The sequence below is a fragment of the Caballeronia novacaledonica genome (assembly GCF_900258035.1).
GTDB lineage: Bacteria > Pseudomonadota > Gammaproteobacteria > Burkholderiales > Burkholderiaceae > Caballeronia > Caballeronia novacaledonica.
Genome location: NZ_OGTP01000009.1, coordinates 118,915 through 130,939, shown reverse-complemented (window position 1 = coordinate 130,939; position 12,025 = coordinate 118,915). Strand labels below are relative to the sequence as shown.

Annotated in this window: 11 protein-coding genes; 5 read left to right on the top strand and 6 right to left on the bottom strand. The window is 65.2% G+C overall.

From position 1 onward, the window contains the following. The first annotated feature begins 4 nt into the window (after window positions 1-4). Together NOV72_RS15405 and NOV72_RS15400 are read left to right on the top strand one after the other, a co-directional pair. Entirely contained in the window at window positions 5-592 is a 588-nt protein-coding gene (locus tag NOV72_RS15405) for a phosphatase PAP2 family protein (RefSeq protein ID WP_106855465.1), read from the top strand. A gap of 125 nt (window positions 593-717) precedes the next feature. After that, on the top strand, window positions 718-1,641 hold the full coding sequence (locus tag NOV72_RS15400) for a LysR family transcriptional regulator (protein WP_106855464.1): 924 nt from the start codon (window positions 718-720) through the stop codon (window positions 1,639-1,641). Here NOV72_RS15400 and NOV72_RS15395 read toward each other — a convergent pair. The 5 genes from NOV72_RS15395 to NOV72_RS15375 form a co-directional block, all read right to left on the bottom strand. Next, window positions 1,574-2,668 (bottom strand): glycosyltransferase family 9 protein, encoded by a 1,095-nt coding sequence (locus tag NOV72_RS15395; RefSeq protein ID WP_106855463.1) that lies wholly within the window; start codon window positions 2,666-2,668, stop codon window positions 1,574-1,576. The genes NOV72_RS15400 and NOV72_RS15395 overlap by 68 nt on opposite strands. A 15-nt stretch (window positions 2,669-2,683) precedes the next feature. Beyond that, window positions 2,684-4,579 (bottom strand): polysaccharide biosynthesis protein, encoded by a 1,896-nt coding sequence (locus tag NOV72_RS15390; protein WP_106855540.1) that lies wholly within the window; start codon window positions 4,577-4,579, stop codon window positions 2,684-2,686. Window positions 4,580-4,591: 12 nt separating this feature from the next. Continuing rightward, window positions 4,592-5,617, bottom strand: coding sequence for an MraY family glycosyltransferase (locus NOV72_RS15385; RefSeq protein WP_106855462.1), 1,026 nt, complete (start codon window positions 5,615-5,617; stop codon window positions 4,592-4,594). A gap of 181 nt (window positions 5,618-5,798) precedes the next feature. Beyond that, the gene (locus NOV72_RS15380) at window positions 5,799-6,770 is read right to left on the bottom strand and encodes a UDP-glucose 4-epimerase family protein (protein WP_106855461.1); all 972 of its coding nucleotides are present in this window, start codon (window positions 6,768-6,770) and stop codon (window positions 5,799-5,801) included. After that, the gene (locus NOV72_RS15375; protein WP_106855460.1) at window positions 6,767-7,621 is read right to left on the bottom strand and encodes a glycosyltransferase family 2 protein; all 855 of its coding nucleotides are present in this window, start codon (window positions 7,619-7,621) and stop codon (window positions 6,767-6,769) included. Before NOV72_RS15375 ends, NOV72_RS15380 begins: the two co-directional genes overlap by 4 nt. 256 nt (window positions 7,622-7,877) lie before the next feature. On the opposite strand from NOV72_RS15375, the gene NOV72_RS15370 reads away from it, so the two are divergent. From NOV72_RS15370 to NOV72_RS15360, 3 genes are read left to right on the top strand one after another with little or no spacing between them, the layout of a single operon-like run. Beyond that, window positions 7,878-9,299, top strand: coding sequence for a UbiA family prenyltransferase (locus tag NOV72_RS15370; RefSeq protein ID WP_106855459.1), 1,422 nt, complete (start codon window positions 7,878-7,880; stop codon window positions 9,297-9,299). Between the two features lie 3 nt (window positions 9,300-9,302). After that, a complete protein-coding gene (locus tag NOV72_RS15365; protein ID WP_106855458.1) occupies window positions 9,303-10,619 on the top strand; it encodes an FAD-binding oxidoreductase in 1,317 nt (438 codons plus the stop codon). Further along, window positions 10,616-11,356, top strand: coding sequence for an SDR family oxidoreductase (locus NOV72_RS15360; protein ID WP_106855457.1), 741 nt, complete (start codon window positions 10,616-10,618; stop codon window positions 11,354-11,356). Before NOV72_RS15365 ends, NOV72_RS15360 begins: the two co-directional genes overlap by 4 nt. On the opposite strand, the gene NOV72_RS15355 is transcribed toward NOV72_RS15360, so the two are convergent. Continuing rightward, the gene (locus NOV72_RS15355) at window positions 11,337-11,750 is read right to left on the bottom strand and encodes a GtrA family protein (RefSeq protein WP_106855456.1); all 414 of its coding nucleotides are present in this window, start codon (window positions 11,748-11,750) and stop codon (window positions 11,337-11,339) included. The two genes, NOV72_RS15360 and NOV72_RS15355, sit on opposite strands and share 20 nt — an antisense overlap. Window positions 11,751-12,025: the final 275 nt, after the last annotated feature.

The window sequence follows — 12,025 nt, the reverse complement described above, 5'->3', positions numbered from 1 at the left end:
ACGCATGCAATCAAAGGTACTCTGGACGCTTTCGAATCTCGGCGACGCGGCTTTCTTGCTGCCGCTCGCGCTCGTCTGCGCGCTGTGGCTGCGCACCGTGGACGCGCGTCTCGCGTTGCGCTGGGCGATCCTGCTCGCGATCGGCATGGCGCTCGTCGGTCTCTCGAAGATTCTCTATGCCGGCTGCGGCGTCGAACTCGCGGCCATTCAGTTGCGCATGATCAGCGGTCACACGATGCTCGCCGCATCGATCTATACGGTCGCGGGCGGACTGCTGTTCGGCGCGCTCGGCGGCGGCTGGTATCGGCTGGGCGCGGCGGGCGGACTCGCGCTCGCGGCGGCGATCGGCGCGAGCCGCATCATGCAGGACGCGCACACGCCCGCGGAAGTCGTCGCGGGCTGGGTGCTCGGCGCGGTCATCGCCGCCTTCTTTCTCGCGCGCGTGTTCGACCCGCCGCGCACGATGCCGCGCGCGTACGCCGCGGGATGCGGGCTGCTCGCCGTGTCGTCCATCGCTTACGGTCATCACGCGCCGTTTCAGCGCATGATCGAGCACTACTCGGGCTGGCTCTGTCAGGGGCTCGGGCTCTGAGTCACAGGCGTGCCCGGTTTGGACGCGCGCGCAGGCGTTCCCAAGTATGATCGTCGCTTGAAAACTCACGCTCTCCTTTCGCGCGCGCCGCCGCAGGCGCGCGATCACGTTTCCGGAACCCGAGCATGGACCGCTTTCTTGCAATGAAAGTCTTCGCGCGGGTCGTCGAGGCGGGCAGTTTCTCCAAAGCCGCCGACGCCCTGCGCCTGCCTCCCGCGAGCGTCTCGCGCACGCTTCAGGCGCTCGAAGCGCATCTCGGCGCGCGCCTCATCAATCGCACGACGCGCAGCATCAGCATCACCGAAGACGGCGAAGCCTATTACGACCGCTGCGTGCGCGTGCTCGGCGAAGTGGACGACATGGAAGCGTCGCTCTCGCATTCGAAGCTCAGTCCCAAGGGCAACGTCAAAGTGAGCCTGCCGCAGGTGATGGCGAAGAACACGATCATTCCCGCGCTGCCGGACTTCTTCGCGGCGTATCCGGATATCGGCGTCGAACTGGTGCTCACGGACCGGCAGGTGGATCTCGTCGAGGAAGCGGTCGATTGCGTCGTGCGCGTGGGCGCGGTCGGCGACGTCGGGCTGGTCGCGAAACGCGTCGGCGCTTATACGCAGATCACGTGCGCGTCGCCGGGATACATCGAGAAGCATGGCGAGCCGACATCGCTCGATGACCTCGACCAGCACCTCGCCGTCGGCTACGTGCTCAACAACTCGGGACGCGTGCGCAACTGGGAATTCGTGGTCGATGGCGAAACGCGCATTGTCTCGATGAAGCACAAGATCGCCGTGAACGATGGCGATTCGTACATCGCCGCGGGCGTGACGGGACTCGGCCTGATCCAGAGTTCGAGTTATACGCTCGATCCGCTCATCAGGAGCGGCGCGCTCACGGAAGTGCTGCGGGAATATCCGTCGTATCCGCGCGTGGTGTCGGTGCTGTATGCGGCGAACCGGCATCAGCCGCGCCGCGTGCGCGTGTTCATCGACTGGGTCGCGGAGTTGTATGGGCGATTGCCTTCGTTTCAGGTGAACGGCAAGCCGAACTAAGCGACGCCTCGCGCGCAAAAGGCATCGCGCGCCAGTCGTAATCGCGATACACGCGTTCGAGCGCTTCGAGATCGGCGGGACGCGCGCTCGCGTGCACGCCTTGCAGATGCGGCAAGTCGAATTCGACCGCGACGCAGTGCGCGTAATCCCGCGCGCGCATGACGGCGGGAATCGTCGTGAAAAACGCGGTCGTCGGCACGTCGAAGCCGGCCGCGATGTGCAGCGCGGCCGTATCCGCCGTGACCAGATAGCGCGCGTGTCCGATCCACGCGAGGAAATCGTCCGTGTCGATGCAAAGCGGCGCGATGTCGCGATAGCGCGGATGATCCACCGCGCCGAATCCGAGCACCGGCAAGCCGGTTTCCTCCGCGATCCGCGCGACGATCTGCGCGCGCATCGACGCGGGAATGCTGCGCACCGGCGTGCTCGCGTCCGGACAGAACAGCGCGTAAGGCTCGCTTTCGATTTTTTTCAGCGGAATTTCGGCGAGCCATCGGTTGCGCTTGCCGGCGGCGGCGATGCGCTCGGGCGCGACGCCCATCGCCCAGAGGAAGAAATCGATCATCGGCATCGACGCGAAGCGCGGCCAGAAAAGCTGATTGCCGATGTCGATCCTGAGCGCGTTCGCGGGCAGGCTCGCGAGCGGCGCGGGTAAATCGGCGATATCGCCGAGAGCCGGCGCGGCGAGCGCGTAAAGCCGCTGCACGTAGCGTGGCGCGCGCGCCGGACGCCAGATCGTGAACCGAAGATGCGGATGAAGCCGCTTCACCGCGAAGAGCGCGGAAAGCCCGATGATCGAATCGCCGAGCGTGACGCCGAATGCGTTGACGAGATGCACGCGGTTCGCGCGCGCATAGTCCGCATCGAAGGGCGAGCGGCCCGCGTTCAAAATCTCGGCGGGCAAGGCGGAGAAACCGGAAACGTGGGCGTGCGCGACTTCGAGATCGTACGGCGCGACGATCTCGCCGCCCGGCGACAACAGCGAGCCCGCGTGGGTCAGCGCATGGACTTCGTCGAGCGTCGTCATGCGTGACCGGCCGCGTCAGCCCGCCGCGCCGCGCTCGCGCGCCGTCTGTACGGCCGTGACGCTCTGCAGCACGGGCAGCGTCGCCGTTTGATATTCCGGCACCCAGCGGCGCAGGTCGCGGCGCACTTCTTCATCCGAGAGCACGCGATGCTGCATGAGCCAGGGCAGCAATTCGTCGATGAAACTGTCCGGCACGCCACGCGCCTGCGCGATGCGCAGCTTCGGATGCGGCGTGCGCGTGGTGGTTTCGTCGTCGGCGAGCAGTTCTTCGTAGAGCTTCTCGCCGGGACGCAGGCCCGTGAACACGATACGAATCTGCTCTTCCGAGAAACCGTAGAGACGAATCAGGTCGCGCGCGAGATCGACGATCTTCACGGGCTGGCCCATGTCGAGAATGAAAATCTCGCCGCCGCGCCCCATGCTCGACGCCTGCAACACGAGCTGCGCGGCTTCCGGAATCGTCATGAAGAAGCGCGTGATTTCCGGATGCGTGACGGTGACCGGCCCGCCCTTCGCGATCTGCTGCTGGAACTTCGGAATCACGCTGCCCGCGCTGCCGAGCACGTTGCCGAAGCGCACCGTCTCGAACTGCGTGCGCGGCGCGGATTGCTGCAACGCCTGGCACGCCATCTCGGCGAGACGCTTGCTCGCGCCCATCACGTTGGTCGGGTTGACGGCCTTGTCGGTGGAAATCAGCACGAAATGGCGCACGTCGTGGCGCATCGCCGCACGCGCGACGCGCAGCGTGCCGAGCACGTTATTGCGCACCGCCTGCCACGCGTTCTGCTCTTCCATCAGCGGCACGTGCTTGTAGGCGGCCGCATGGAAGACGATGTGCGGCGTGAAGCGCGCCATGGTCTGATCGAGCAGCAGCGAATCCTTCGCGTCGCCCACGACCGGAATCACCGAGCATTCCGGAAACCGCTCGTGCAGTTCCTCGATGAGGCGATACATCGCGTATTCGGAGAGATCGTACGCGACCAGTTGCGCCGGCGAGAAACGCAGAATCTGACGGCACAGTTCCGAGCCGATCGAACCGCCCGCGCCCGTGACCATCACGACGCGCCCGTGCAGCAGTTGCTCGACGTGCGGCATGTCGATCTTCACGGGCTCGCGGCCGAGCAGGTCTTCGAGGTCGATCTGCCGCACGCGCGACAGGAAGTTCTGGCCTTGCGTGAGCGGCGTGAGCGCGGGCAGGACCATCACCTTCACGCCGGCGCGCACGCACAACGTGGCGACACGCCGCTGCTCCTCGACCGACGCCGACGGAATCGCGATGATCACGTAATCGACCTTCAGTTGCTCGGCCACGCGCGCCAGATCGCCGAACGAGCCGAGCACCTTGTGTCCGAGCACTTCGCGGCCTTGCTTGCCGGGATCGTCGTCGAGCAGGCCGACGAGACGCCACTCGCTCGAACGCGACAGCTCGCGTGCGAGCATCGCGCCCGCCGTGCCCGCGCCGAGCACGATCACCGGCTTGCCCTGCCCGACGAGCCCGCCGTACAGATAGAACTCCTTGCCCGCGCGATAGAGCGCGCGCGCGCCGCCCATCGACAGGAACAGCAGGAGCGGCGAAACGATGAGCACCGACCGGGGGATGATGGGTATCGGCTGCGACATCACCGCGCCCACCATCACGACGAGCGCGCCCACGACGACGGACTTGGAGATGCGCATCAGATCCGGCAGGCTTGCGAACACCCACATGCCGCGATACAGCCCGAAGACGCGGAACACGACGGCATAGACCGGCACGACCCAGACGAGCGCGGCGAGCGCGCCGTGTCGGAAGTCATGCGGAATGGCGCCATTGAAGCGCAACAAATAAGCGAAGAGCCAGGATCCGACGACGGCCACGAGATCGAAGCCGAACGCCCCCGCCGATAGCCATGTAGCTTTTATTCGATTCATCAGCATGGACCCTCAAGATTGTCCGGAATGGCGCGCCTCGTGACGCCGCCAATGCGCGTCGACCGCCGCGCCCGCTGCCACAACCACGACTGCCCAGCCCGCAACGGCCGCCCACTGCCCCGCGAAAGAGAATCGCAGCGCCCAGTTCGCGAGCATTATGCCCGCCAGCATGAGCAGATACCACGTGAGCGCGGTGCGCGCGTGCCCCATTCCGAGGCGCACCATGCGCTGATAGTAATGCTCCCGGTGCGCCTGCCAAAATTTTTCGCCGCGCGCGAGGCGGCGCAGCAACGTGACCGTGGCGTCCGCGATGAACGGCGAAAACACGAGCGCCGGAAACCACACCGGCCACGCGCCCCGCTGCCAGCCCCAATAGCCGAGTGCGCCCGCGAGAAAACCTAACGGAATAGACCCGGCATCGCCCAGAAAAATCCGGGCCGGATGGAAATTGAGGGTCAGGAATCCCGCCGCCGCGCCCGCGATCGCCACGCTCGCGAGGCCGAGATCGGCGTGCGGTGCGGGACCGGCGAGCGCCGCGAGGGCGTAACCGCCGAAGCCGAACAGCGCCATGCCGCCGGCGAGCCCGTCCGAGCCGTCCATGAAGTTGTAGAGGTTGACGAGCCACAGCATCAGAAAGCCGACGACGGCGAGCGCCCACCACGGCACGTCCGCCGGATGCACGACGATGACGAGCGCCACGGCCACGATATGCGCCGCGAAGCGCACGCGCGCGGGCAGGCCGCGGCGATCGTCGATTTGCGATACGGCGGCGAGGAAGATTGCGCAAGCCGCGACGAGCCACATCGACGGCGCCGCGACGAGGAGCGCGATCGCCGCGACCGGCACGATGCCCCAGCCGCCGACGCGCGGCGTGGGCCGCTCGTGCAGCGAGCGCTCGTTGGGGATATCGGTGGCGAGGCGCCACGCGAGGCCGGTGCGGATGAGCGTACGGAGGATCAGCGCGCACGCGGCGAACGCCAGAACCGCAACCGCCAGCGCGGTCAGCAGCGGCGAAGCTTCAAAATACGAATGCAGCATGCAATGTTATTGAGTTGTCGAAAACGAGGCCCTGGTCGTTCTGGCAAGTCTTTTTTTGGGGAAAACCCTTAAGGATACGCGAACGATCGCCGCGTTTAGCCGCAAACACCTGACAAATAGCGAAAATCGCGCTGAGCCGAGGCAGCGCGTATTTTAACGTTCGCGACTGCGCCCGAACCGCTTAATGACCGTGCGTCGAGCGAAACCACGCGGCCGTGGCGGCCAGCCCTTCGTCGAGCGATTGCGGCGCCTGCCAGCCGAGCGTCTCGCGGATACGCCGCGAATCGACCCGCAAACTGCCCGTCAGCCGGTCGATCTGCGCGGACTTGCCGGCAAGCCGCGCGACGCCGCGCAGAAGTCCCGCCGGCACCGGCACGAGCCGCGCGGGCTTGCCGAGATGCTCGCCGAGCTTGCGCGCGAGTTCGGCGACGCTCGGATCATAGCCGTCGGTGACATGGAACAGGCGGCCCGCCGCTGCGGGATTGAGCGCGCATTCGATGGTCGCGCTCGCGAGATTGTCGACGGAAACGAGACTGCGGCGCGCATCGATCGCGCCGAGCGGCAACGGCAAGCCGCGCGCGATGGCACGCATCATCGCCAGAAAATTGGCGCGCACGCCGGGGCCGTAGACGAGCGGCGGCCGCACGATCGCGACTTCGAGTCCCGTGCGGCTGCCGAATTCGAGCAATTTCACTTCGGCTTCGGCTTTCGAGACGCCATAGGCATCGGGCGGATGGCGTTCGTCGTCTTCGGTGAACGGGCGGCCAGGATCGCTTTCGCCGAGCGCCTTGATGCTGCTCATCAGCACGAAACGCGTGACGCCCGCGCGCCGCGCGGCTTCGGCGGCGGCGAGCGTGCCGTCGACGTTGGTCGCCCGGTACGCATCGAGCAGCGTTTCTGCCGGCGACGCCGCATCGCGCATCACGTGGACGCGCGCGGCGAGATGAATCACCGCGTCGCAGCCGGCGAATGCGTCCGGCGCGATCGATTCGAGGCCGTCGATATGCCGGACGTCGACGCCCGGCTCGCACTGCGCGCCGCGCCGCACGAGCCCGGTCGCGCCGATGCCGCGCGCGAGCAGCGCCCGGCTCACCGCGCGGCCGACGAAGCCGTTGGCGCCGGTGATCGCGATGCGTCGGCCGGTGTCGCTCATAGCCATTTCCAGCCGAAGCGATTGAAAAACCGGCACGCCGACGTGACGAAGAGCTTGATGTGCACCGAGCCTTTTTTCGCCGCGCCGCCGCCGTGATGCAGGATGCGCACCGACGGCACATACGCGATGCGCGCGACGCGGCGCGTGCGCAGGCTCAGGTCGTAGTCTTCAAAGTAGAGGAAATAGCGCGGATCGAAGCCGCCGAGCGACGTGAGCACGTCGGTGCGAAAGAGCATGAAGCAGCCGCTCACGATCGGCGGATCCCACACGATGTTGCGCTCACCGATGACGTCGCGCATTTCGTAGCGCGCAAGGCGCGCAGCGAACGGCTTGCGCAGCGCGGACGGCAGGAAGCCGCGCACGAAGAGATCGAGCACTGTCGGATAGCGGCGGCAGAGAAACTGCTGACGGCCGTCGTCGCCGCCGATCCACGGTGCGAGCAATCCGGTTTCCGGCGAGTCGCGCAGAAAGGCGAGCGCGCGGCGCAGGCCGTCGGCGTTGAGTTCGACGTCCGGGTTCAGGATCAGGTGATAGCGGCTCTGCGCCCGCGCGATCGCGAGATTGTGGCCGCGTCCGTAACCGACGTTGCCGTGCCCTTTCAGGACGACGGTGTCGAATTCCGCGTCGGTGGGCGTGGGCAAGTCGGCGAGTTCGCCTGGATTACCGTTGTCGATCAGATACAGACACGGGCGCCCTGCAACGTCGTGCAATTGCGCGAGCGCCGTTTCGAGCGTTTCGACGGTGCGCGCGAGCAGCGCGGCATCGGGCCGGTAGACCACGATCGAAATGCTGAGCGTGATGGCGGGATCGGACTGCGGCGCTGGTCGGTCTTGCGGGGCGTTGGCGTTCATCGGACAAAGGGGGTGTCCGCGCCACAAAAGGAAAACGGACCGCATCGACGAGTGGAAGACGCCAAGATTGTCCTCAATGTGGGGGGATTCGGCAACCGGGGCGATATGGCGCACAGCGCGGGAAGCCGAACGGTTCTTCTTACAGATTGTGCTAAATTCCGCGTGCACGTGGAATATGCTGCCGCGCCCGTTTTGCCCTTCCCTCGATTCGAACCGGGCGCGCTGTGGGCTTAACCGATCACCTGACGTGAACCGTATGAACAAGCCCATTGTCGTCGATCTCGACGGTACGCTGATTCACTCCGACATTCTTGTCGAGAGTGGTTTCGCCTTTCTGAGATCGTTCCCGCAGAAGTTCTACAAGCCGCTGCAATGGCTTTCGAGCGGCGGCAAGCCCGGACTGAAGTCGCGGCTCGCGGAGCACGTGAACATCGACGTCACGACGCTGCCCTACAACACGCAAGTCGTGAACTGGCTGCGGGACATGCGCGCCGCGGGCCGCACGATCGCGCTCGCCACGGCGAGCCACGAGACGTTCGCGCATCGGATCGCGGAGCATCTCGGCATCTTCGATCGCGTGTTCGCCACCGACGAGCACGTGAATCTTTCCGCGCACCGCAAGCGCGACCGGCTCGTCGAAGAATATGGCGAGAAGGGCTTCGACTACGTCGGCAATTCGCACGACGACCTCGCCGTCTGGGCCGCCGCCGATCGCGCGTACGTGGTCAATCCGCATACGGGCGTCATGCGCGCGGCGTCGAAGCACGACAACATCGAACAGGTTTTCGAGAATCGCCAGCCGTCGCTCAAAGTTTGGGCGAAGTCGCTGCGCCTGCATCAGTGGCTGAAGAACGTGCTGATCTTCGTGCCGCTGCTCGCCGGACATCAGTTGAAATCGCCCGCGGCGATCGGGTTTGCCGTGCTCGCGTTTTTCGCGTTCGGGCTGTGCGCGTCGAGCGTGTATCTGCTCAACGATCTGCTCGATCTGCAGGACGACCGGCAACATCCGGTGAAACGCAAGCGCCCGCTCGCCGCCGGCACGATGCCGCTCGCTTGGGGCGTCGCGCTCTGCCCTGTCCTGCTCGTCGCCTCGTTCTCGATTGCGCTGACGTTCTTGTCGTGGAAGTTCAATGCGGTGCTGCTCGGCTATTACGTGCTGACGCTCGCGTATTCGCTGGCGCTCAAGCGCCAGGTGATGATCGACGTCGTCGTGCTCGCCGCGCTCTACACGACCCGAATCGTCGCCGGGGCGGCGGCGATCCACGTGCCGCTCACCTTCTGGCTGCTGGCCTTTTCGATGTTCGCGTTTCTGAGCCTCGCGCTCGTGAAGCGCTACACCGAGCTTCACGCGATGATGAAAGCCGGACGCGACAGCGCGCGCGGGCGCGGCTACGTGGCGGGCGATCTTTCCATCGTGTCGTCGCTCGGGACGTCGTCGGGCTATATCTCGGTGCTCGTGCTGGCGCTGTATATCCAGGACGAGCGCACCACGATGCTTTACCGGCATCCGCAATACATCTGGATCGTGTGTCCGCTGATGCTCTACTGGTTCAGCCGGACATGGGTCATCACGCATCGCGGCAGAATGAACGACGACCCCATCGTGTTCGCGGCGCGCGATCGCATCAGTTTGCTCGTCGTCGCGCTGTGCGGCTTCGCGTTCTGGCTCGCGATCTGACCGATGAGCGACTTGCTCTCCTGGGGCCGCTACCCGCGCCTGCCGCAGACGGCGCACGCCGCGCACTGGCGCGACGAAGCGCAGGCGCAATGGCACGAGGTGCAGAGCGCGCACGGCACGACGCTCGCCTTCGGCAACGGCCGCAGTTACGGCGATGTCTGCCTCGCCAGTTCGAATCACGTGTTCCAGACGCTCGCGCTCGATCGCATCATTTGCGCCGACTGGACGCGCGGCGTCGTGCGCGCCGAACCGGGCATCACGTTCGAGCAGATTCTCGCGCTCGCGGTGCCGCGCGGCTGGATGCTGCCGGTCACGCCGGGCACGAAGTACGTGACGTTGGGCGGCGCCATCGCCAACGATGTGCACGGCAAGAATCATCACGTGCGCGGCACGTTCGGGCGGCATGTGCGCGCGTTCGGACTCGCGCGCAGCGACGGCACGCTGATCGAATGCTCGCCGGAAACGAACGCCGAACTCTTCAACGCGACGATCGGCGGTCTCGGGCTCACCGGTCTCATTCTGTGGGCCGAGTTTTCGCTGATGCCGATACGCACGAGTCTCATCGACGTGACGAGCATTCGCTTCGGCAAGCTCGACGAGTTCTTCGACCTCTCCGAAGAGTACGACGCGAAGCATGAGTACTGCGTCGCGTGGGTCGATTGCGCGATTCGCGGACCCGCGCTCGGGCGCGGCATTTTCATGGCAGGCGATCACGCGATTCACGGCTCGCTCGATGTCGAGCAACGCGAGAAGCGCCGCGTGCCATTCACACCGCCCGTGTCGCTCATCAACGGCCTCACGCTGCGCGCGTTCAACGAACTGTATTACCGCAAGCAGCGCAAACCCGTCGAGCTTTCGCGCGTCGGTTACGACGGCTATTTTTATCCGCTGGACAGCCTTCTGGAATGGAACCGCATCTACGGGCCGCCGGGGTTTCAGCAGTATCAGTGCGTCGTGCCGGCGGCGAACGCGCGCGATGCGGTGCGCGCGATGCTCCAACGCATTTCATCGAGCGGCACGGGTTCGTTTCTCGCGGTGCTGAAGCGTTGCGGGGACATTCCATCGCCGGGACTGTTGTCGTTTCCGATGGAAGGAACGTCGCTCGCGCTCGATTTTCCGCAACACGAGATGCGCAATTCGCACCTCTTCACTGCGCTCGATACGATCGTGCGCGAAGCCGGCGGACGCATTTATCCGGCCAAGGACGCGCACATGTCGGGCGCCGATTTTCGCGCCGCCTACCCTCAATGGCAGCAGCTCGAGTCGCTTCGCGATCCGGCCATGCTGTCGCATTTCTGGAAACGAATGACCGGCCTATGAAGAACATCGTCATCGTGGGCGCCACGTCCGCCATTGCCATCGCCTGCGCGCGCGAATGGGCCGCGAAAGGCGCGCGCTTCTTTCTCGTCGCGCGCAATCAGGATCGCATGGAACAGGTCGCCGCCGATCTGAGCGCGCGCGGGGCTGCGTCGGCGGTGGTGCATCGGCTCGATGTCGACAAGCTCGACGATCACGCCGCCATGCTCGCCGATTGCGCCGCGCACATGGATTCGATCGATATCGTGCTGGTGGCGTCGGGCACGCTGCCGGATCAGGCCGTCTGTCAGAACGATCCGGCCGTCGCGGTGCGCGAGTTTCATACCAACGCGCTTTCGCTGATCGCCCTGCTCACGCCGATCGCCAATCGGCTCGAAGCGCAGCGGCACGGCACGCTCGCGGTGATTTCATCGGTGGCGGGCGATCGCGGGCGGCCGTCGAATTATCTGTATGGCAGCGCGAAGGCCGCGTTGCAGGCGTTTCTCGAAGGTTTGCGCGCGCGGCTTTTCAAGGTCGGCGTGCATGTCGTCGATATCAAACCGGGATTCGTCGCCACCCCGATGACCGCGGGCCTGCCGCTGCCAGGGCCGCTCGTCGCGACGCCGGAGAAGGTCGCGAAGGATATCGTGCGGGGCATCGAAAGAAAGAAGGACGTGGTTTATACGCCGTGGTTCTGGTGGGGCATCATGCTGATCATTCGTAACGTGCCGCGGTTTGTTTTCAAGCGCGCGTCGCTGTAGTGAACGTGCGGAACACGTAGCGCTTGTCGAGGCGGTACTTGATCACGTAGCCGATCGCCAGGCCGATGCACGCGCCGATGTAGCGCGCCTCCGCCGTGCCGAAGATGTGGTTGAAGCCGAATTCGACGCCCCAGAAGATGGCAGTCGTGACGAGGCCCATCGTCACGTAGAGCGTGAACATGGTGGCGTCGTGGCGCGCGTTTTCAGCCTTGAAGCGGAAGATCCATTTTTTGTCGAGCACGTATTTCACGACGAGGCCGACGCCCGTGCCGATGAATACCGATAGAAGGATGTGGTACGGGCCGGTGTAGAGGCGCGTCGTGAGGTCCTGGGCGCCGATGTTGGCGGCGGTGGCTATGGCGGCGAAGAAGGTGTAGAGGAGGGCTAGGTGCATTTATCTGGGACCGGGACAATTGTTCAGCGTTTTTGGCGCCCGTTCGGCGCTGCTGGATTCGGAATCACTCCCCTTTCTCGCATAAGGATCCGAGCCGAGGCGAAAACAGTTCCGACGCAGGAATCGACGCAATATACATTGCTGTCCAGTCGATTGCCGCGACAGGCATCGTGGCATTGGTGACGATGCATCAGGCAACGGATACGGCGTGCAGCGTCATCGGCGCGTCGAAACGCGGACCTCGGCCGTATTGAGGTGCTTTTTGACGACTGCAA